The following is a 21251-nucleotide window of genomic DNA, read 5'->3' as shown; positions in this document are numbered from 1 at the left end:
GCTATGCGCATCCTATCCTTTGGGGGCAAGCAGTTTCAACGCCGCGCGGATCAGCTGCGGGGTGTCGGCCTCTGGCATCTCTCCGGCGGCTTGCGCCACGGCCCCTGCCGCATCGCCCGGACCATAGCCGAGGTTGCCAAGCGCCGACAGCGCCTCTGCCTGCGCGGACTGGTTCGGCGGGGCCACGGGGCGGCGTTTGGGGGCAGCGGTTTCGATCACCTCTGCTGCTGCCTCGACCTCGCCATGCGCCTCGGCCAGCGAACCGGTCATCGCCATCACCCCCGGTGCCTTATCCTTGAGGTCCAGCACCACGCGCTGCGCGATTTTGGGACCGACGCCCTTGGCCACTTTGACCGCGTTCCAGTCCCCAAGCGCGACGGCGCGACTAACACCATCTGGCCCAAGCGCGCCCAGAATGGCCAGCGATGCCTTGGCCCCCACCCCCTGAACAGAGGTCAGCAGCCGGTGCCATTCCTTCTCCGCCAAAGTCTGAAAGCCGAAAAGCTGCATCAGGTCTTCGCGCACCACCAGATCGGTGAAAAGCGCCACCACCTCGCCCACGCCGGGCAGCGCGGCCATCGTCCGGTCAGAGCAATAGACCAGATAACCAACGCCACGCACGTCAATCAGCAGATGGTCCGGCGCGCGATAATCAATACGTCCTGTGATCTTGCCAATCATGCGCTTGCCCTTGCGACGGCCTGCGCCAAGGTCGACGCCCCCCCGTGATGCGCGTGACAGATCGCGATCGCCAAGGCATCCGCGGCATCGGGGCCGGCAATCTCTGCCCCCGGCAATTGCATGCGTACCATATGAAGCACCTGCCCCTTATCCGCGTGGCCGACGCCAACGACCGTTTTCTTGACCGTATTGGGCGCATATTCACCCACCGCCAGCCCCGCCTGCGCAGGCACCAGCATCGCGATCCCGCGCGCCTGCCCCAGCTTGAGCGTCCCGGCACCATCCTTGTTCACAAAAGTCTGTTCCACAGCCGCGGCATCGGGTCGATAGGTCACCATGATGCGCGTCAACTGCGCATGGAGCGACAAAAGACGCGTAGCAAGATCGGCCCCCTCGGACTGACAAATGCCGTTCGCCACATGCGTGATGCGGCTGCCGGCCACGTCGATGACGCCCCAGCCCATATTGCGCAAGCCCGGATCAATGCCGATTACCCGTATCATATGCCCATTATCCTCAAGAATTTTCTTTTTCCAAGGCAGTAGCACGAAACGCGAACATCCACCAAGGTTTTTGCACCGCGCCACACAAAAGTCACAATTCAATCTGGAACCTGAATTTCGAGGCGGGTTGCGACGCTCAAGCCACTGAAAACGACCCCCGCGTCAGTGGCGGCAAACCCCTTATGAATAGGCGCTAAACCGCCAAATGCTGCTATGCAGCAAACGCAGAACACACATGCGCCGGTGGGTGTTGTGAAGTGTTTTCATTCTGCCTAATTGCACAGCGCACCGCCGGATTATCCGGCTTTTCTTTATTCAAGGATGGCTCCAATGGCTGTTTACTATAATACCCCAACCACCTACGGCACCGCCGCGGCTGTTAACCGCTTTTTCGCGCATCTTGGCGACGTTGTCGGCAGCATCATCAAATGGAACGACGCACGTGTCACACGCAATGCCCTGTCCGCGCTGTCCGACCGTGAACTCGACGATATCGGTCTGGTCCGTGGCGACATCGAACGCGTCGCAATGAACCACTTCATCCGCTAAGGGTCGATGTTTCATAGCGCCCAAGGGGCTGCCAACCCAAAGCACAAGCCACGCACATCTGAATGATCTGCGTGGCTTCATTTATTCTACGACAGTGAAATATGACGGTGCAAGCCACCGTCCCGCAGCGTCCCTATCCGCGAAAGACCGGCCCCAGCTTACGGGCAAGCGTTTGCGTCACCGGATCGACCTGCAAAACCCAAGCCCCCGCCTGTTCGATCACGGTGCCCTGCGCCAAACTGTCCAGCCTGCTATCATAGGCCGTGGGGCCAATCGCCGCCAGAACGAACCCTTTGAAGCAGACGAACAGGGCCACCAACGCGACCAGTAATTTGGTCGGCACCCGCAGGCCGCGCCGCGCCGGCCGCGCGACAACCAGCCCGTCGGCGCGGATTGTAGTGTAATAGCCCCGCGCGAGCTTGACGTTCTTACTCTCTAAACTCTTTACGCGTGTCCCAAATTGTTGACGAGCATCAACCATGGCAGCCTCTAGTCGCTAAAGGCCCCCACCTCTCGCAAGATCATAATAAAGCAAGAATATGTCAAATTCTCTGCATTTCGACCTTGTTCGTGGCGAAAAGTGACAAAGATTATGGCATTTTCTGGACAGTCAACGTGGTCCAGTCACCAATCACCTCTCGGTTGACAAGATTGATGCCGGATCGCGCATAAACCTCGATCACGTCATCCGCCTGTTCGTTTAAAATGCCAGATAGAATCGCATAGCCTTCGGAGGCCAGCGCCTCGGCCATATCGGGGGCAAGTGCGACCAGCGGCCCTTTCAGGATGTTGGCGAATACCAGATCGAAGGGCGCGCGCGATGCCAGTTCGGGATGGTCAAACCCCGCTGCCTCCACGCAGATCAAACGATCGGCCAGATTATTCGCGGCCGCATTGGCGCGGGCGACGTCGACGGCAACCTCGTCGATGTCGCTGGCCAACACGGGGTTCGGCCAGATGCGCGCGGCTGCCATCGCCAGCACCGCAGTACCGCAGCCGATGTCTGCCACGTTCTGCCCGACCATGCCGCCGCTCGCCAAACGGTCCAACGCGCGCAAGCAGCCTAATGTGGTGCCGTGGTGCCCGGTGCCAAAGGCCATTGCCGCCTCGATCAACAACGGTTCGCAGTCTTCGGGCACCTTGTCCGCGTCATGGCTGCCGTAAACAAAGAACCGCCCTGCCTCGACCGGCGACAGTTCGCGGCGCACATGGGCGACCCAATCGGTTTCCGGCAGCTCTGACACGACAAATTCCTTCGCCCCCATAGAGGCCGCCAACACCGCCAGCGCTGTCTCATCCGGGCTTTCCTCGAAATAGCCGCCGACTTCCCACAGGCCCGAGCCGTCTTCCATCTCGAAAACGCCGACACCGGTGGGTTCCGGCACCAGCCGCTCCATCGCCTCGCCCAAAGCATAGGCGGGCTTGCGTCCTTCAAGGGTCGTCAAAGCTGTGAATGTTGGCATGGGAAACTCCGTCAGGATCGCCGATATCGCCGCGCGACATCCGGCTATGTCAGGGGGTGCTACTCGGCCGGGGCCGGCAGCGGATTGGAAAAGATCGTCTCGTGGCCCGGCACGGGATGGCGCGGGATCATCAGCGACAGCAACAGCGACACCAGCGCCATCCCCGCCGCAAGGGAAAACACCGCCGCGGGCGAGATCAGCCACAGCAGCCCCAGCCCCACAGGCAGGAACACCGCCGCGATGTGATTGATGGTAAAGGCCACCGCCGCTGTCGGCGCAATGTCGGCGGGGTCGGCGATCTTCTGGAAATAGGTCTTGAGCGCGAGCGCCAGCGCAAAGAACATGTGATCCAGCACATAAAGCGTCGCGGCCACCACCACGCCCCAGCCAAGATAGTAGACGCCGCCATAGGCCAGAAACACGATGATCAGCCCGATGTATTCAAAGCTCAACGTGCGGCGTTCGCCAAAGAAGCCGACTGCACGGCCCATCAGCGGGGCAAAGATCATATTGGCGATCAGGTTGATCAGATAGAGCAGGGTGATTTCATGCACATCAAACCCAAAGCGTTCGACCATCATGAAGCCCGCAAAAACGACAAAGATCTGCCGCCGCGCGCCTGACATGAATTGCAGCGCATAATACAGCCAGTACCGCTTGCGCAGCACCATCTTCTTGACCTGCGGTGTCGGGGCCTCGAACTGCGGATAGGCCAGCAACGCCACCAGCGCGATCACCGCCGTCACCCCGCCGCCAATCAGATAGACGATGTTATAAGACAGCGACAAGGTATCCCACAGCGCCATGATCGCCAGATAGGCCACCAGCGTCGCCGCCGACCCCGCTGCCATCAGCCAGCCAATCATGCGCGGCGCGTCCTCGATCTTGAGCCACTGCAGCTGCAGCGACTGGTTCACCGTCTCGTAATAGTGAAACCCGATAGAGCTGAGCATTGTGATCGTCAGGATACCGCCCATCGACGGGAACCACGCGGTCAGCGCCGTCGCCACCCCCAGCAGCACCAGCGACACCAAACCTAGCACCTGTTCGCGCACGAACAGTATAATCGCGATCACGCCGACCGCCAGAAAACCCGGTATCTCGCGCACCGTATGCAGCAACCCGATGTCCGACCCGTCGAACCCTGCAACCTCGATCACAAAGTTATTCAGCAGCGCCGACCATGTGTTGAAGGCAATGGGCATCGCCAGCGCCATCAGGAACAGCAGCGCCACAGGGCGGCGCCAGAACGGTTGATGCTTGGCATCTTCAAGGGTCACATATTGGGTCATGGGCAATTCCTTACCCCCGTTCCTGCCCCTTGACGAGATCAAATCACCCGCCTCACGCGCATGCTCCACGCAACCGCAGCTTCCAAATGGCCCAAAATCCTCGCCGAAGGCCCTTGCCCCGCAGGGGCAAGCGCGTCTCACCGCTAATAAAAACTCTGCGGGTCGATATCGACGGCGATGCGCACATCATTCTTCAACCGCAGCTGTGCGACCCATTTCGCCAATGCCTCTTGCAAGGGGGCGGCCTTTTCGGCCTTGACCAACAGCCGCACCCGATGGCGCCCGCGCACCCGTGCGATTGGCGCGGGCGCGGGCCCATAGACCTGCGCACCGACGGCCCGCAGGGGCGCATCCTGCCGCGCCAGCTGGTTGCCCGCATCAAAAAGCGCGGCCACATCGGGGCCGCTCAGGATGATGCCCGCCATCCGGCCATAGGGCGGCACGCCGGCGTGGCGGCGCTCTCCGGCTTCGGCTTTCCAGAACCCCTCCTCATCCCCTGCCAGAATGGCGCGGATCACCGGGTGATCCGGCTGAAAGGTCTGCAACAGCGCGGTGCCCGGAGCCTCTGCCCGACCGGCGCGCCCCGCCACCTGCCGCATCAGCTGATAGGTTCGCTCTGCCGCGCGCAGGTCCGACCCCATCAGCCCCAGATCCGCGTCGATGACCCCCACCAGCGTGAGGTTGGGAAAGTTGTGCCCCTTCGCAACCAGCTGCGTACCGATGATGATATCCGCCGCCCCGTCGGCGATCCCTGCAATCTCGGCTTTGAGCGCGCGGGCCGAACCGTACATGTCCGAGCTTAGCGTCGCGACCCGCGCCTCGGGCCAAAGGGCGGCGGCTTCTTCGCCCAGACGTTCCACCCCCGGCCCCACGGCAGCCAGCTTGCCTTCGACCTCGCACGAGGGGCAGACCTCGGGCATGGGCTTGCTTTCGCCGCATTGGTGGCAGACCAGCCGCTTGAGATAGCGGTGTTCGACCATCCGCGCATCGCAGTGATCGCAGCCGATCTGATGCCCGCAGGCGCGGCACAGGGTCACCGGCGCATAGCCGCGGCGGTTGATGAACAGCATCGCCTGCTCGCCCCGTTCCAGCCGCTTGTCGACCTCGACCTTCAACGTGGGCGACACCCATTTATCGCTCGGCAGGCCTTCGCTGCGCATGTCGATCGCGCCCATCGTCGGCATCACCGCCGGCCCAAAGCGCGATGTCAGCTCGACCCGCGTATATTTGCCCGCCTCGGCGTTGGCCCAGCTTTCCAACGACGGTGTGGCAGAGGCCAGAACCACCTGCGCCCCGCAGATCGACGCCCGCAGCACCGCCATGTCACGGGCGTTATACAGCACGCCTTCTTCCTGCTTGTAGGAGGTGTCATGTTCTTCATCGACGACGATCAGACCAAGGTTCTGGAACGGCAGAAACAGCGCCGACCGCGCACCGATCACCACCTGAGCCTGTCCCTGCCCGACCATTTTCCAGATGCGACGCCGCTCTGTCATCGTGGCACCCGAATGCCATTCCGCAGGCTTCGCGCCAAACCGCGCCTGCACGCGGTGCAAGAACTGTTCGGTCAGCGCGATTTCCGGCAGCAGCACCAAAGCCTGCCTGCCGGATTTCAGCGCAGCGGCGACGGCCTCCAGATAGACTTCGGTCTTGCCCGATCCGGTCACACCCCGCAGCAAGGTGGTGCCATATGTGCCCGAGGCCACCCCCGCCGCGAGCAGCGCCGAGGCCGAGGCCTGATCCTCCGTCAGCTCTTTGCTGGGCAAGCTCGGGTCCATGCGCATGAACGGCAGATCGCGCGGGCTGTCCTGTTCCAGCACTGCGCCCTGGGCCACCAACCCCTTGATCACCGACGCCGTCACCCCCGACATCTCGGCCAGTTCCTTGAGCGTGAACGAAAGGTCGCCATACTCCGCCAGAGTTTCCAGCACGCGACGGCGCGCGTCGGTCATCCGGTCAGGCTCCCCCTCGCCGCGTCGGTAAATCTTGCGCATCGACGGCGGGTCGCCCAACCCCGGCGCACGCGTCGCCAGCCGCAGCATCGCGGGCATCGGCGTCAGCGTATAGGCGGCGGCACGGGTCAGAAAACTGCGCAGTTCTTCGCGCATGGGGGCCGCATCGAGCACGCGGATCACCGACCGTATCTTGGACAGCTCGTAATCCCCCTGCCCAGCGCCCCAGACGACACCGATCACCTTGCGCGGACCCAAAGGCACTTCGACGAAGGCCCCCATATGGCAGCCGCCTTCGGGCGCTTTGTAATCCAGCGCACGGCCCAGCGGCTGGGTGGTCATCACGGCCACCAGCTCATTTGCATGAAAAAATTCTGGCGGTTTCACCAATCGCTCCGGAACGGGGTTACGGGAATTAGGGTTCCAGCTTGGCGGATGATGCGCTAAAGCCCTAGGCGACAGACATAGCCATTCCTGCTGCCTATTCCAACCTGAAGGACGTAACATGAAATTCTTCGTAGATACCGCCGAAATCGATGCCATCGCCGAGCTGAACGATCTGGGCATGGTAGACGGGGTGACAACAAACCCGTCGCTGATCCTGAAATCCGGCCGCAACATTCTGGAAGTCACGAAAGAGATCTGTGATCTGGTCGACGGCCCTGTCTCTGCCGAAGTTGTCGCGACCAAAGCGGACGACATGATCGCCGAAGGCCGCAAACTGGCCGAGATCGCGGAAAACATCACCGTGAAGCTGCCCCTGACATGGGACGGTCTGAAAGCCTGTAAAGTGCTGTCGGACGAAGGCAAGATGGTCAACGTCACGCTCTGCTTCTCGGCGAACCAGGCATTGATCGCCGCCAAGGCCGGTGCCACGTTCATCTCGCCATTCATCGGGCGTCTGGATGACATCAACCTTGACGGTATGGACCTGATCCAGGACATCCGCACGATCTATGACAACTACGGGTTCGAGACTGAAATCCTTGCCGCGTCGATCCGTACCGTGAACCACGTGCTGGACGCTGCGCGTATCGGTGCCGATGTCATGACCGCCCCGCCAGAAGTGATCAAGAAACTGGCCGCGCACCCGCTGACCGACAAGGGGCTCGAGACCTTCATGGCCGATTGGGCAAAGACAGGTCAGAACATCCTCTGATCCCGTCTTACGGCGACGACAAAGGGCCACGCGCGTCACAGGCTGCGCGTGCCCACCACGATCTGCATGGGCCCGTAGTCGGCCCGTGCCCTCGCAGAAAACCGCACCAGCCTCGCCCTGCCTCTGCCCCGTCGATGCGCGGCGAGCGGGCGGTTTGACGCCGAAAAACCAGCCATACGCCAAAAGAAAAAAGCAGATTTAGCCTGACGCGCATGCTATGTCAGTGCCAAATATAAAAAGAGACCCGCATGAGCAGTAACCACAAGATCGAAGATTCCCTTCGGGAAGCGATTATTTCACAGCCCGACGTCATCCTTGACGACAACGACGTGATGCAGGCCCTGATCGCCGCGAATGAACGCGCGATGGGGGGCAATATTGTCGATCTGCGCGGCATCGCCATGGACCGGCTGGAAACCCGTCTGGACCGGCTTGAGGACACCCACCGCAACGTGATCGCCGCGGCTTATGAAAACCTTGCGGGGACCAACCAGATCCACCGCGCGATCCTGCGCATGCTTGACCCTGTGGACTTCGAACCCTTCCTCAAGGATCTCGGGGGCGAGGTTGCCGATATCCTGCGGGTCGACGCTGTGCGGCTGGTGCTGGAATCTTCCGAGAATGACGACGATCCCGCGATCAAGCGCTTGGGCGATGTGCTGAACGTCGCCGAACCGGGGTTTATCGACGACTACCTGTCGCACGGGCGCGGCGGCACGGTGCGTCAGGTGACCCTGCGCGGTGTGCAGCACAGCCCCGAACATATCTACGGCGGCGCGGCGGATTGGATCCGGTCGGAAGCCTGCCTGAAACTGAACTTTGGCGCGGGCCGTTTGCCGGGCCTGCTGATCCTTGGCTCCGAAGACCCGCATATGTTCAGCCCGCAACAGGGCACCGATCTGCTGGGCTTCTTCGCTGGCGTGTTCGAGCGGACGATGCGCCGCTGGCTGTCTTGAGCGGGGCAAACGCGCTTTTGATCAGCCCCGCCGCGCGGGACGCCCTGCAAAGCTGGCTGGACCATCAACGCGCCCTGAAAGGGGCTGCCGAGAACACGATCACCGCCTATCAGGGGGATCTGGTCGATTTCCTTGCGTTCATGACTCTGCATAAGGGCGACAGCCAAGGCTTGGGCGCGCTGTCACAGATCACCATCTCGGACATGCGCGCCTGGATGGCGCAGACCCGCAGTGGGGATGTCGGGCCACGGTCGATGGCGCGCAAGCTGTCGGCGGTCAAGGCGTTCTATCGCTGGCTGGCAGAGCGCGAGGGGTTCGAGCCTACCGCCGTGCTGTCGACCAGATCGCCGAAGTTTCCCAAAAAGCTGCCCCGCCCCTTGGCGATTGATGCCGCTCAGGCGATGATCGACAGTGTGGAAATGCAGTCGCGTCACGCCTGGGTGGCCGCGCGGGATGTGGCGGTCCTGACCCTGCTGTGGGGGTGCGGGCTGCGGATATCCGAAGCGCTTGGCCTCAAGGGAGCCGACGCGCCCCTGCCCGAGGTGCTGCGCATCATCGGCAAGGGCGGTAAGGAACGGGTGGTGCCCGTGCTCCCTGCGGCGCGCGATGCCGTGGATGCCTATCTGCGCGTCTGCCCCTTTGGGAAGGAACGGGATGCGCCGCTGTTTCGCGCAGTGCGCGGTGGGCCTTTGGCAGCGCGGGCGATATCGCAGGTGATGGCGGATGCACGGATGCAGCTTGGCCTGCCTGCCAGCGCCACACCCCACGCGCTGCGCCACAGCTTTGCCACGCATCTGCTGGATGCGGGGGGCGATCTGCGTGCGATCCAAGAGCTTTTGGGCCATGCCTCGCTCTCGACCACGCAGGCCTATACGGCTGTCGATACCGCGCGTCTGATGGATGTCTATAACCGCGCCCACCCCAAGGCGGGCGGCGGCAGTTAACGATCCAGCTGGGTGACGAAATCCTGCGCGGCTTTGGTGGGGTCCGCCAGCCCCTGTGCCACGCGATCGCTAAGCTCGGTCAACGCGGCCTTGGCCTTGGGCTTTTCCAACTGCGCAAGCAACGCCTGCTTTACCGCCTGTTCAAACCAGTAGCGGGCTTGTGCGGCACGGGCATGTTGCCAGAACCCTTCGGCGCGGCGCCATTCGGTCAGCGCCTCTACCTCTGCCCATGCCTCGTCCAGCCCGTTTTCCTCCAGCGCTGACACCATCATCGCCTTGGGAAACCCCTTGGGGTCTTGTGGCCGTTTGCGCAGCAACCGCAGGGCACCGGCGTAATCGGCACAGGTCCGCGACGCGGCGGGTTTCAGATCCCCATCGGCTTTGTTGATCACGATGATATCCGCCATCTCCATAATGCCGCGCTTGACGCCTTGCAGCTCGTCCCCGCCCGCGGGGGCCAGCAACAGCATGAAAACATCGGACATCTCTGCCACCACCGTCTCTGACTGGCCGACGCCGACCGTCTCGATCAGTACCACGTCAAAGCCTGCGGCCTCGCACAGGGTTACCGCTTCACGGGTGCGGCGGGCCACGCCGCCCAGATGGGTCTGGCTGGGCGACGGGCGGATGAAAGCATCGCGTTCGCGCGACAAGAGGTCCATCCGCGTCTTATCCCCCAAGATCGACCCGCCCGAACGCGAAGAGGACGGATCAATCGCCAGCACCGCGACCTTGAGCCCGCGCCCGATCAGCATCATGCCGAAGCTTTCGATAAAGGTGGATTTCCCCACCCCCGGCGTCCCCGACAACCCGATCCGCAGCGCTTCGCGCCCCTTGGGCAGCGCGGCAAGCAGCTCTGTCGCCTGCGCACGGTGATCCTCGCGACCGGATTCGATCAAGGTGATCCCCCGCGCCAGCGCGCGGCGCTCCCCTGCTGCGATACCCTTTGCCAGATCGTCGATGTTCATAGGTCCTGCCCCTCACGCCCTTTGGCCCATGTTTCGATCCCGGTGGCGCAAATGTCCAGACCGCAGGCCGGGTCTTGGCCCCGCGCCGGGTTTCGACCATAACCACGCTTATGGCTTTTACCCTTCCCATTGATGACGTGATGCCGCAGGTGATCGACGCGCTGCGCGACCAGGGCCGTGTTGTGCTGCAAGCGCCCCCCGGTGCGGGCAAGACCACGCGCGTGCCGCTGGCGATGCTGGACGCGGGGCTGACCAACGGCCGCATCCTGATGCTGGAACCGCGCCGCCTTGCCGCGCGTGCAGCTGCCGAACGCATGGCTGCGACCTTGGGCGAAGAACCGGGGCAAACCGTGGGCTTTCGCGTCCGCGGTGCCAGCGCCGTCAGCAAATCCACCCGTATCGAGGTCGTGACCGAGGGCATTCTGACCCGCATGCTTCAAGACGACCCCGACCTGCCCGGTGTCGGTGCCGTGATCTTTGACGAATTCCACGAAAGATCCCTGAACGCGGATCTGGGCCTCGCGCTTTGCCTGGAGGTGGCCGAAGCGCTGCGCGATAACCTGTTGATCGTCGCCATGTCCGCCACGCTGGACGCCGCCCCCGTCGCCGCACTGATGCAGGCACCGGTGGTCACCTCCGAAGGGCGCAGCTTTCCGGTGACACCCCATTGGCTGGACCGGCCCGTAGGCAAACAACGGTTCGAGCAGGCAGTCGCCGATCTGGTGTTGCACGCGCTGGATACCGCCCCCGGATCGGCGCTGGTGTTCCTGCCCGGCGAAGGTGAAATCCGACGGGTCGAAAGCGCGCTGGCGGGACGGCTGCCCGCCGATTGCACGCTCGCCCCGCTGTTCGGCGCGATGGACTTCAAAGCGCAGCGCGCGGCGATTGCCCCGGCCAAAACAGGGCGCAAGGTCGTGCTCGCGACCTCTATCGCGGAAACCTCGCTAACCATCGAAGGGGTGCAGATCGTGGTGGACGGGGGCCGCGCGCGACGGGCGCAGTTCGATCCATCCTCGGGTATGTCGCGGCTGATCACCGACCGCGTAACCCGCGCCGAAGCGACGCAGCGCGCGGGCCGTGCGGGGCGTGTGTCGGAAGGCACTGCGTTCAAACTCTGGACCCGCGGCGAGGAAGGCGCGCTGGCCGCCTACCCCCCCGCCGAGATAGAGGCCGGCGATCTATGCGCCTTCGCGTTAGAGCTGGCAGTCTGGGGGGCGCAGGCCGATGACCTGAAGTTCGTGACCCCGCCTCATGCAGGCCGTCTGGCCGAAGCACAGGCCGTGCTGCACATGCTGGGGGCGCTGGATGCGACGGGTCGGATCACAGAGCATGGCCGCAGCTTGGCGAAGATGCCGCTGCATCCCCGTCTGGCGCATATGGTTGCCAAAGGCGGGCGCAGCGCCCCGACGCTGGCCGCGATCCTGTCGGAGCGTGACCCCTTGCGCGGCGGCTCTGTCGATCTGGCGCTGCGGCTTGATGCGGTCGCGGGCAAGCGCGTCCCGGCCGAGATTAACCACGCGGCCCTTTCACGCATCAAGCAAGACGCCAAACGGCTGGCCAGAGGGCAAACCGGTAACGGCCCCGATACGCTGGGGGTGCTGGCGGCCCTTGCCTACCCCGATAGGGTGGCGCTGCGGCGCAAGGGCGACGCGCCGCGATACGTTATGTCGGGCGGCAAAGGCGCGATCCTGCCCGAGAGTGATCCGCTGGCGGGGGAACGCTTGCTGGTGGCGACCGATCTTGACGGCGACCCGCGAGAAGCACGCATTCGCCAAGCCGCGCGCCTGTCCGACAGCGATCTGCGTGAAAGCTTCGCGGATCAAATCGGATGGCATAAACTCTGCGTCTGGTCCCGCCGCGAGGGCCGCGTGCTGGCGCGGCAGCAGGAACGTTTTGGTGCATTGGTGCTGGACGACAGGGCGTGGTCCGACGCCCCCGCCGAAGACATAGCGCAGGCCATGCTCGACGGGGTGCGGCAGCTGGGACTGATGCCCGGCAAAACGGCGGCGCTGTTTCTGGCGCGGGCGCGGCTGATGGGCGATGATTTCCCCGATTTCAGCGAGGATCACCTGCTTGAGACCTTGGAGGATTGGTTGCCCGGTCATCTGACAGGTGTCCGCAGCACCGCCGACTGGAAGGCGTTTGACCTGCTGCCTGCCCTGACCGCGCGGCTGAGCTGGGACGACCAGCAAGCGCTGGATCGTGCCGCGCCTGCGCATTTCACCACGCCGCTGGGCCGCAAGATCGCGATTGATTATAGTGAAACGCAGCCCCAGATCGCCCTGCGTCTGCAAGAGCTCTTTGGCACCACCCGTCACCCCATGATCGCAGGGCAGCCCTTGCAGATCACGCTACTGTCCCCCGCGCAGCGACCCGTGCAGGTGACCACCGATCTGCCGGGGTTTTGGGCTGGGTCCTATGCCGATGTGCGCAAGGACATGCGCGCTCGCTATCCACGCCACCCTTGGCCCGAAGACCCGACGCAGGCCGATCCGACGCTACGGGCCAAACCGCGCGGCACCTGAGCCCCGACGGTGTTGCGCGGCGTGCCCTGCGAGTACCAGTAATCCGCCCGCAATCGCCCAGTTCTTGACAAAGATCGACATCTGCCACGGGTCATCAGGGATGAAGTGGAAGATGCTCGTTGCCATGCAATAAAGCGCGAGTGCTGCGCTCATGGGGGCGAGCCAGAGACCGAAGATCAGGCTGATCGCCGCCACCCCGTTGAACAGCATCGCGGGCCAGACGAGGAACACGGGCAACCCGCGATCCGACAGCAAACCCTGCGCCGCTGCAGGGTCCACGAGCTTTTGCACAAATCCCGCGACGAAAAGGGCCGCCAAAAGCAGGCGGCCCGTGTAAATCGCAATCCTCTCAACCCGCTGCATCAGGCGGCGGCGGGCGTAAAGGTCATCGCCAAACCGTTAATACAGTGGCGTTTGCCCGTGGGTGCAGGACCATCATCGAACACATGGCCCAGATGGCCACCGCAGCGGTCGCAATGCACCTCGGTCCGCGTGGTAAAGAACCCTTTATCCGGCATCGTTTCGACAGCATCGTCCAGCGGGGCGAAGAAGCTTGGCCAGCCGGTGCCGCTTTTGAACTTGGTCTCGGAGCTATAAAGTGCCTGATCACAACCCTTGCAATGAAACACGCCTTTGCGGACCTCATCGTTTAGCGGGCTGGTAAATGCGCGTTCGGTATCCCCCTCGCGCAGGACGGCATATGCGTCATCGCCCAGTTGCGCGCGCCATTCGGCAGGGGTGCGGCTGACTTCAAAGTCGCCCTGTGCCACGATCCCGGCCTGCGCCGCCGCGCCTACGCCAAACGGCAAGGCCGCCATCGTCATCGTTGTGCATTTCAGGAAATTCCGGCGTTTCATAATGCCCCCTTAAGGTTGCGGTACTGCGGATAGATTGGATGTCTGTTGAAAGGGCCGCCGGACGTCGCGCGTGGCGCTGACATCCGGCGGTACTCGTTACAAGGCACGCGAGGTGCCGATACTGGATAAACCCGTTGGCGGAATGCATGGTTCCACGCCAACAAACTCGTTACCAAACCGCGCCAAAAACACGGCACGGTCCCTCAGCGACATGGGCTTGCAACCAGTGTCGGCCTGAGTTGTGGAAATACACGGAAGTAGAAAACGAGAAGTTTCACCGAAGACGCAAAAAACCGAAGTTTTTATTCAACCCTCTCAAATACCATTAAGAAACAAAGACTTCTCCCACATGAGAGTGGGCGAAATCTTTTTTTAAAAAGTCAGCGAACCCGATAAAATCCGGATTACAGTTCAGACATGGCCCCTGCGGCCAGGACATCGCCCGTAGGCGCACCCGTGGGCGAGCCGCCGACGGGTTCATCCGAAATCGCCAGCGTGATCTGTGCCGCCTGGCTGCGCAGCTCTGCCGGAACAAGAATCCGCGTCGTCTCGCTGTCGGGCAGAACGCCCAAGGAAACCGGAGCCCGATCGGGCAGGATCGCCCAAAGTTCTAGCACACGCCCCTCGTTCGCGGCGCCCGAAACGCGGCGCAGCGCGATCTCGTGCTTGACCGGTTCGACCACGGCCAACACTTGCAATGGGCTGGTGTCGCTGACCAGCTGTGCGGCCAGAACGGTCGGTTGATCGCCGCCCGGACGTGTGTTGATCTCAAGCAGTTGCACGCCAAGGTAGCCCGCAAACAGTAGCGATGCCATCGCCACCCCTTGCCAGACCCACAAACGTTGCAGGATCGACACCCGCTGCTTCGGGAAGACCTGCGCCATCAGCTTTTTCTTCACGCGCGCGGGCGGCGAGACGGGGTCGATCCCGTCGGTCATTGCGGTCAGGCGTTCCTGCCAGAACACAACGCGATCAGCAAAATCACGTTCAGTCGCGACACGGCGACGCGCGGCGATCATATCGTCGTCAGACGACAGGCCCAGCACCATTTCGGCGGCCAGAAGATCATCATCATGGGGTGTTTCGGGCGTTTGGGTCATTGGCTCATACACTCCCGCAGGGCGATCAGGCCACGGCGCAGCCAGGTTCGCATCGTATTCAGCGGCACGCCGAAGCGTTCAGCCAGATCGGAATAGGTCTCGCCATCCAGATAGGCACCCCGAATGGCTTTGCCACGGTCTTCTTCCAGCGTATCAAGACAGCCCGACAGGCGCGACGCCTCTGACGAGGCAACGGCGTATTGTTCGGGCGTGGGACCGGGGGAGACAAGTTCAAAACCGGGCGTGTTCACGTCCTGATGGCCTTTTTTGCGGGCCCGCAGACGGTCGATAGAGGTATTTCGTGCAATGGTGATCAGCCACGTCATCGGGCTCAGGCCATTGGCATTATACTTATCGGCATTGTTCCAGATTTTGACGAAACTGTCTTGCATGGCGTCCTCTGCTGCGGCGCGTTTGTTCAACACACGCAGACAAACCCCGAAAAGTTTCGCAGAAACACGATCATAGAGCTGGTCAAACGCCGCGCGGTCTTTCAACGCGACACGGGCAATCAAGTTTTCGATTTCTTGTCGGTCCATTTGCACGGGCCATTTCTCCACCTGAACGGGTTTCCAGCGTTACACCGAAACCTACGGCACTCACTACATTTGTCCAGCAAAGCGTTGTCATTGGACAACTTTGTGTAACCCAGGCGCATCGCGTTGGCCAATGGGTAATATATCGGGTGGCAAGCGGGCGCGGAAATTGCCCCCCGCGTTCACAAGCTATGGACGGGGGCCGGTGTTGCGCGTTTAGTCGTGGCAGGGCTGCCCTGTTGTACACCGCTGCACGGCATCCCGTCTGTCTGGCCCCTATGTGGCCCATATGTGGAAGGAGTATCGCGATGCCGCAGCCCAATCACAGCACCTATGACGTTGTCATTATCGGTGGCGCGATCTTTGGATCGTCGGTCGCATGGTGGCTGACCCAGATGGCCGGTTTTGACGGCAGGGTTCTGGTGGTCGAACGCGACCCCACCTATGAATACGCCGCCACCAGCCATACCAACAGTTGCATCCGCCAGCAGTTCAGCTCGGCCATCAACGTGAAGGTGTCGCAATTCGGGGCCGAGTTTATCAAGAACTTCCGCCGGTTTATGGGCGATGATCCAGAGGTGCCGCATCTGGCGTTGCAGAGTTTTGGCTATCTCTACCTCGCGGATACGCCAGAGTTTGCGCAGACGCTGCAACAGAACCAGCAGATACAGGTGGCACTGGGGGCGGGCACGCAGCACATGACCGCCGCCGAAGTCGCTGCCGCCTACCCGTTCTATCAGCTTGATGACATCATTGCCGCCAACCACAACCGTGTAGATGAAGGCTATTTCGACGGCGGCACCATGTTTGACTGGTTCAAGCGCATGGCCCGCCGCAACGGGGTGGAATACCTGCACGACGAAGTGACCGCGATGACCAAAGCCGCCGATGGCACATCCGTCACCCATGTCACGCTGAAATCCGGCGCAACGGTGGCCTGCGGGACGGTGGTCAACGCCTCTGGCCCGCGGGCGGCCGCGACGGCGGGCATGGCCGGCATCACCCTCCCGGTCGAGCCGCGCAAACGCTATACCTTTGTGTTCGATGCCGCCAAACCGCTGGACCGCGGCCTGCCGCTGACAATCGACCCGTCCGGCGTGCATTTCAGGACCGAAGGGAAATACTACATGGCGGGCTGCCCCCCGCGCGAAGATCCTGCGGTCGCCTATGATGACTTTGCCTTTGACCACAGCCTTTGGGAGGACAAAGTGTGGCCCGCCATCGCCACCCGCGTCCCGCAGTTCGATCAGGTCAAGGTGATCAACGAATGGGTCGGGCACTACGATTACAACACGCTGGACCAGAACGCGATTGTCGGGCCGCACAGTGTGGTCGAGAATTTTCTGTGCCTGAACGGGTTCTCCGGTCACGGGCTGCAACAGGCACCCGCCCTTGGCCGTGGCATCGCTGAATGGATCGCCTATGGCGCATACCGCACGTTGGACCTAAGCCCCTACGCCTACCGCCGGATCGAGGAAAACCAATCGTTGATTGAAAAGGCGGTGATTTGATCCCCCTGCCCCGATGACATACCCATGCCAGGCAACACCCCTTTGTGCGGGCGCGCAGCCTTGCTTGGCCTCGCAAAACGATAGTGGAAGGAAAACGACATGATGAAGAAACTGGTTCTGACGGGGGCCGCAGGGCGGCTTGGGTCCTACCTGCGTGAACCCCTGTCCAAAATGTGCCAAGAACTGGTCAGCACCGACATCGTCGATGACATCGGCAAGCTCTACGAAGGCGAAAGCTACGCCAAGGCCGATGTCGCCGTCTATGACCAGATCGCGCCGCTGCTGGAGGGTGCCGATATGGTTGTCCACTTTGGTGCCATCGTCGATGAAAAACCTTTCGAGGAACTGCTGGGGCCGAATTTCGTCGGATCTTACAACGTATGGGAAGCTGCCTATCAGCACGGGCTTCAACGGGTCGTCTATGCGTCCTCCATCCACGCCGTGGGCATGCACAAGAAATCCGACTTCATCGGCATCGACGCGCCCCACAAGCCCGATACATTCTACGGCCTCGCCAAATGCTTTAGCGAAGACCTTGCGTCCATGTATTGGGACAAACGCGGGCTAGAGGCCGTGTGCCTGCGCATCCTCAGCTGCGCGCAGGTCAACAACACCCGCGCCTTGGGATCGTGGTTGTCCTATGACGATCTGATCCAACTGGTCACCCGCGCCATCGATACGCCATCGGTCGGCTTCAGCGTGGTCTACGGCGTGTCCAACAACGACCGCGCGCCGGTGGACAACGCCAAAGCGTCCTTTCTCGGCTATCGCCCGAAAGACAACGCAGAGCAGTTCGCCGAGAAGATCCTTGCCGAAGCACCACCGGTCGATCTGAAAGACCCCGGCCAAATGCACCACGGTGGCCCCTTTGCCGCGGTCGACCTCGGCGAAAGCGGCGTGGCGTCGATGAACATCGTCAACGACAAGAAAACCACCTGACGCCTTGAGGGCGGGCGGGGCTTTACCCCCGCCCCCATGTTTCACGTGACGCGATGTTTGGAATGGCACCGGTCTTCCCAGCAGGCGCGACAGGTGCGCCCGCGGCTCACAATTCGATGCGGATATCGTGGATCCACAGTTTTGGCGGCCGCGAGAGCACAAAGACCACCACATCAGCCAGATCGTCGGGCTCGGTAAAGATATGGTTGGGCACATCCTCCCCCGCCTTCGAGAACATCCCCGTGTTTGTCCCCGACTGGTAAACGCCGCCCACGCGCACGCCGGTGTTTTCCTCGTCCGCTTTCAGCACCTCGGTAAAGCCACGCACCCCGTATTTCGTGGCGGTATAGACAGATTGCCCGGCCTGCGCGACGACGCCGGACTTGGAGACGACATTCAGAATGATCCCCTCGTCATTCGCCCGCAGCGCCGGAATGGCGGCTTGCGTGATCTGCATCAAGCCCGTCAGGTTGGTCTGCACGGTCGCCTGCAAAAGCTGCAGCGGGATCTCATCCAGCGGGCCGGTTTTGTGCCAGATGCCCGCATTGTTAATCAGAATATCCAGCCCGCCAAATGCAGCTGTCACCTGCTCCACCGCCCCGCTGATCGCATCCGGGTTCTGGATATCACACGCAATGCCGATCGCTTCGCTGGCACCAGCGGCGACGCATTCAGCCTCTACCGCAGCCAGACGGTCAGCATCGCGCCCCAGAATGGCCAGACGCGTCCCTACTGCCGCGAGTTTAAGGCAAATATGCCGCCCGATACCATCACTTCCACCAGTGACGATGATACGCTTGTTCTTTAATTCCATGATCCGCTCCTGAGTATTTTTCGTTCCCTATCGCACCTCGGTTTCTCAGGGAAGCATAACATATTCGACGAAAAGCCCGCGCGATGAAGCGCGGGCTTTTGTCAGCTATATCGGCGCTATCAGGATTTCTTGACGTCTCCGACACCCTGTTTATCCGCCTCGGCTTCGGCAGCGTCTACAACACGTTGGCCAGAGGCTTTGGCCTTCTCGACAATCGCATCTGCCGCCGTATCACCCGGGGCCGCGGCGTCCGCGTCCTCTTTGGTTTCTCGCAACACCTTCTTCGCCTCGTCAGAGGCCGCCTGAGCAACCTTGCCGAGCTTTGCCTTTTCTTCGGCGAAGATACGTTCAGCGTCGGCCATCAACTGGTCGCTGTGCTGACCCATGTAGCGGTCCTCGGTCCGGCTGCGGGGCAGTGCGGCGCCGATGGCGGCCCCAACGGCGAGCGCAAGCGCGCCGGCGATCAGCGGCTGTTCTTCGTACATATCAACGGCACGATCCCGACCCTCGCGGCCATAGGAGGCGGCTGTCGCACGAGCACGAACGGCGCTTTCACGGGCGGCAATGACACGCTCGCGGGCTTGCTCTGACAGGTCTTCGGTGCCCTCGGCCAGACGGCGGCGCAACTGCGCTGCGCGTTCGGAGGCGGAGGATGCAAAGTCGCGCGCCCCCGATGCGACGGAATGACCAGCATCAGACACCGCACCTGCGGCGCCCTTGGCTTTGTCTGCCACGGCAGAGCCCGCGTTTTGGGCGGACCCCGCTACGCTGGACGCCGCGCCCGATACACGGTCACCGGCGCGCGATGCCGCGTCGCCTGCACGCTGTGCGATACCGGGCTGATCGTCATCTTCGGTAAGCGCCCAAGTTGGCACATCACCCGTCCGCGCAACATCGCCCGAATAATATGGCTTGGACGGATCGCCGGGCTGTGGCCCCAGATCACGACGCTGGCCCACTGGAACAACGCCATGCTGTTCTGCGCTGACCGGAAGGTCGTGGTCGTCGTGACGGACACCGTAATAGTTTGCATGCCCGCGGGTGCCGCGATAGTCGCGATCATCGCGCGAGACATAGCGGTCGCGGCCTGGCATCTTGTCGCCGGCCATCAACCACGCGAGGCCAACACCGGTCAGCGCCAGCGCAATCGGATTGCGCTTTACCGCATCGGTGACAGAGCGGCCGATGTCTCCCCCGTGTTCGCGGAACTGATCCGAGAATTGGCGGGCGATGGTTTCGACCGAGAACTTGTCTTGCAGATCATCCAGCGTGCTGGTCAATCCGGCGCGCTCGCGCTCGATCTCGCGTTCGATTTCTTCGGGGCTGCGGTTATTACTTGTCATCGTAAACCTCCTTCACGGCTTGCGCGTCACGTTTTACGTTTTTGGTGGTGCGGGTCGGTGCCAAGCTGCTGAGCTTCAGCGCATTGGTCCCTTTGTTGACCATCACATAGGCGATCAGTGCAAAGGCAACGCCGACGATCAGGGCCGACCACCCCGCAGGAATGCCTGCTTCGGTGAGGGCTGCGACCAATGCCGCGGACAGCACGTTCAATGCGGTCAGGGCAACGACGACAGCGCCGACGATCAGACCGATGGCCGCACCCGCAGATTTCAGATTTTCGTTTACTTCGGCACGGGCCAGATCGACCTCGCTGCGGACCAGCGAACTGACGTGGGTCAGCGCATCGCTCAGCAGGCCGCCGGTGGATTTGTTGGGATCGGTGGTCATACTGTGCTCCCTTTCGGTGTGGTGTTTACGGCGGGGCTGGCGACATCACCTGTATCTAGGTTATGCGCGCGCTCTGCCGGTACGGGGCGTTCCATCTCGCGGCCCTCGTAGGCGTAGCGTTCGCCGCGTGCGGCAGTGTTCGACGCTTTGGCAAACCGTGTCGCGGCAAAGCCGACCAAGGCAGCCCCGCCCAGAAAGACGAAGGGGTTGCGTTTGGCAAAGTCAGATACCGCGCCGACCATCTCGCCCAGATCCTTGTCGCGCATGGAGTCAGAAGCATCCGCAAGCCCGTCTGCAAGCTGGCTAAAGGTGCGTTCTTGTGGCGACCCGCTGCGCAGTTCGTCGGCGGCGGTGCGCAATGCGCTGGCCACGCCTCTGACTTCGCTCGCGGCGGCACCTTTGGCTTCGTCTGCATAGCGTGCAGCATCGGAGGCAACGGTGTCGGCCACGTCTTTCGCCCGCGCTTTGGCTTCATCCGTAGCGGAGGCGGCGGTGGCTTTTACTTTTTCATTCAGGTCCTGCGCGCCGGCAGGATTGCTATTTTTTGTATCAGTCATGATGCGCTCCTTTTGTTACGCGATGAGGTTGAGAACGGCGAGAACGACCACGATCAGGCCGATGAGGTAGAAAATTCCATGCATTCAATTTCTCCTTTTTTGTCACGTTCCTGTTATTGAAGACCCAACCGTCAGAGTTGAATTTCGTTCCCCGCTACCGGCCTTGGGGACGATAAAACTTGGGTCGGAACGGGCGTGATTTTGGGGTGCATAT

Annotated in this window: 22 protein-coding genes; 7 read left to right on the top strand and 15 right to left on the bottom strand. The window is 62.1% G+C overall.

Translation table 11 applies throughout. The features are described from left to right. Window positions 1-12: 12 nt before the first annotated feature. Window positions 13-681 (bottom strand): Holliday junction branch migration protein RuvA, encoded by a 669-nt coding sequence (gene ruvA / locus ACNQ62_RS15650; RefSeq protein ID WP_418095239.1) that lies wholly within the window; start codon window positions 679-681, stop codon window positions 13-15. Beyond that, window positions 678-1184, bottom strand: coding sequence for a crossover junction endodeoxyribonuclease RuvC (gene ruvC / locus ACNQ62_RS15645; protein ID WP_009826106.1), 507 nt, complete (start codon window positions 1182-1184; stop codon window positions 678-680). The genes ruvA and ruvC overlap by 4 nt, the downstream gene beginning before the upstream one ends. A 330-nt stretch (window positions 1185-1514) precedes the next feature. On the opposite strand from ruvC, the gene ACNQ62_RS15640 reads away from it, so the two are divergent. Further along, window positions 1515-1733, top strand: a complete 219-nt coding sequence (locus tag ACNQ62_RS15640; RefSeq protein WP_005851636.1) for a DUF1127 domain-containing protein — start codon at window positions 1515-1517, stop codon at window positions 1731-1733. Between the two features lie 133 nt (window positions 1734-1866). On the opposite strand, the gene ACNQ62_RS15635 is transcribed toward ACNQ62_RS15640, so the two are convergent. From ACNQ62_RS15635 to ACNQ62_RS15620, 4 genes are all read right to left on the bottom strand, one after another. Next, on the bottom strand, window positions 1867-2214 hold the full coding sequence (locus ACNQ62_RS15635; protein WP_037943314.1) for a hypothetical protein: 348 nt from the start codon (window positions 2212-2214) through the stop codon (window positions 1867-1869). A gap of 109 nt (window positions 2215-2323) precedes the next feature. Then, entirely contained in the window at window positions 2324-3196 is an 873-nt protein-coding gene (locus ACNQ62_RS15630; RefSeq protein WP_418095238.1) for a 50S ribosomal protein L11 methyltransferase, read from the bottom strand. Window positions 3197-3255: 59 nt separating this feature from the next. Then, window positions 3256-4488, bottom strand: a complete 1233-nt coding sequence (locus tag ACNQ62_RS15625) for an MFS transporter (protein WP_418095237.1) — start codon at window positions 4486-4488, stop codon at window positions 3256-3258. Window positions 4489-4631: 143 nt separating this feature from the next. After that, entirely contained in the window at window positions 4632-6827 is a 2196-nt protein-coding gene (locus tag ACNQ62_RS15620; protein WP_418095236.1) for a primosomal protein N', read from the bottom strand. Window positions 6828-6945: 118 nt separating this feature from the next. On the opposite strand from ACNQ62_RS15620, the gene fsa reads away from it, so the two are divergent. The 3 genes from fsa (at window position 6946) to ACNQ62_RS15605 (ending at window position 9499) form a co-directional block, all read left to right on the top strand. Further along, window positions 6946-7599: a fructose-6-phosphate aldolase gene (gene fsa, locus ACNQ62_RS15615; RefSeq protein ID WP_009826101.1), complete on the top strand. Its 654-nt coding sequence runs from the start codon at window positions 6946-6948 to the stop codon at window positions 7597-7599. Window positions 7600-7847: 248 nt separating this feature from the next. Further along, the gene (locus tag ACNQ62_RS15610; RefSeq protein WP_418095235.1) at window positions 7848-8555 is read left to right on the top strand and encodes a DUF484 family protein; all 708 of its coding nucleotides are present in this window, start codon (window positions 7848-7850) and stop codon (window positions 8553-8555) included. Then, on the top strand, window positions 8552-9499 hold the full coding sequence (locus tag ACNQ62_RS15605; protein ID WP_418095234.1) for a tyrosine recombinase XerC: 948 nt from the start codon (window positions 8552-8554) through the stop codon (window positions 9497-9499). The genes ACNQ62_RS15610 and ACNQ62_RS15605 overlap by 4 nt, the downstream gene beginning before the upstream one ends. Here the strand turns inward: ACNQ62_RS15605 and meaB are convergent. Then, window positions 9496-10467: a methylmalonyl Co-A mutase-associated GTPase MeaB gene (gene meaB / locus ACNQ62_RS15600; protein WP_005851619.1), complete on the bottom strand. Its 972-nt coding sequence runs from the start codon at window positions 10465-10467 to the stop codon at window positions 9496-9498. The genes ACNQ62_RS15605 and meaB overlap by 4 nt on opposite strands. Window positions 10468-10577: 110 nt before the next feature. Between meaB and hrpB the strand changes: the two genes are divergently transcribed. After that, on the top strand, window positions 10578-12992 hold the full coding sequence (hrpB, locus tag ACNQ62_RS15595; RefSeq protein WP_418095233.1) for an ATP-dependent helicase HrpB: 2415 nt from the start codon (window positions 10578-10580) through the stop codon (window positions 12990-12992). On the opposite strand, the gene ACNQ62_RS15590 is transcribed toward hrpB, so the two are convergent. The 4 genes from ACNQ62_RS15590 to ACNQ62_RS15575 all read right to left on the bottom strand — a co-directional run bounded on the left by ACNQ62_RS15590 (window position 12966) and on the right by ACNQ62_RS15575 (window position 15488). Continuing rightward, window positions 12966-13355 (bottom strand): DoxX family protein, encoded by a 390-nt coding sequence (locus ACNQ62_RS15590; RefSeq protein WP_418095232.1) that lies wholly within the window; start codon window positions 13353-13355, stop codon window positions 12966-12968. The two genes, hrpB and ACNQ62_RS15590, sit on opposite strands and share 27 nt — an antisense overlap. Continuing rightward, window positions 13355-13849, bottom strand: a complete 495-nt coding sequence (gene msrB / locus ACNQ62_RS15585) for a peptide-methionine (R)-S-oxide reductase MsrB (RefSeq protein WP_418095231.1) — start codon at window positions 13847-13849, stop codon at window positions 13355-13357. The genes ACNQ62_RS15590 and msrB overlap by 1 nt, the downstream gene beginning before the upstream one ends. Window positions 13850-14253: 404 nt before the next feature. Further along, window positions 14254-14949, bottom strand: a complete 696-nt coding sequence (locus tag ACNQ62_RS15580; RefSeq protein WP_418095230.1) for an anti-sigma factor domain-containing protein — start codon at window positions 14947-14949, stop codon at window positions 14254-14256. Continuing rightward, window positions 14946-15488, bottom strand: a complete 543-nt coding sequence (locus ACNQ62_RS15575; RefSeq protein ID WP_005851609.1) for a sigma-70 family RNA polymerase sigma factor — start codon at window positions 15486-15488, stop codon at window positions 14946-14948. The genes ACNQ62_RS15580 and ACNQ62_RS15575 overlap by 4 nt, the downstream gene beginning before the upstream one ends. A gap of 305 nt (window positions 15489-15793) precedes the next feature. Between ACNQ62_RS15575 and ACNQ62_RS15570 the strand changes: the two genes are divergently transcribed. Both ACNQ62_RS15570 and ACNQ62_RS15565 read left to right on the top strand, forming a co-directional pair. Continuing rightward, window positions 15794-16996, top strand: a complete 1203-nt coding sequence (locus ACNQ62_RS15570) for an NAD(P)/FAD-dependent oxidoreductase (RefSeq protein ID WP_418095229.1) — start codon at window positions 15794-15796, stop codon at window positions 16994-16996. A gap of 102 nt (window positions 16997-17098) precedes the next feature. Then, window positions 17099-17935: an NAD-dependent epimerase/dehydratase family protein gene (locus ACNQ62_RS15565; protein WP_064216193.1), complete on the top strand. Its 837-nt coding sequence runs from the start codon at window positions 17099-17101 to the stop codon at window positions 17933-17935. Window positions 17936-18041: 106 nt separating this feature from the next. On the opposite strand, the gene ACNQ62_RS15560 is transcribed toward ACNQ62_RS15565, so the two are convergent. From ACNQ62_RS15560 to ACNQ62_RS15545, 4 genes are all read right to left on the bottom strand, one after another. Then, entirely contained in the window at window positions 18042-18749 is a 708-nt protein-coding gene (locus tag ACNQ62_RS15560) for an SDR family oxidoreductase (RefSeq protein WP_418095228.1), read from the bottom strand. A 119-nt stretch (window positions 18750-18868) separates the two neighbouring features. Further along, entirely contained in the window at window positions 18869-20092 is a 1224-nt protein-coding gene (locus tag ACNQ62_RS15555; protein ID WP_418095227.1) for a DUF3618 domain-containing protein, read from the bottom strand. Then, entirely contained in the window at window positions 20082-20480 is a 399-nt protein-coding gene (locus ACNQ62_RS15550; protein WP_418095226.1) for a phage holin family protein, read from the bottom strand. The genes ACNQ62_RS15555 and ACNQ62_RS15550 overlap by 11 nt, the downstream gene beginning before the upstream one ends. Beyond that, the gene (locus ACNQ62_RS15545) at window positions 20477-21037 is read right to left on the bottom strand and encodes a hypothetical protein (RefSeq protein WP_418095225.1); all 561 of its coding nucleotides are present in this window, start codon (window positions 21035-21037) and stop codon (window positions 20477-20479) included. The genes ACNQ62_RS15550 and ACNQ62_RS15545 overlap by 4 nt, the downstream gene beginning before the upstream one ends. Between the last annotated feature and the right edge of the window lie 214 nt (window positions 21038-21251).

The organism is Sulfitobacter sp. SBS6 (assembly GCF_048285585.1).
Lineage (GTDB): Bacteria > Pseudomonadota > Alphaproteobacteria > Rhodobacterales > Rhodobacteraceae > Sulfitobacter > Sulfitobacter pontiacus.
This window is presented reverse-complemented; position numbering and strand designations above follow the sequence as displayed.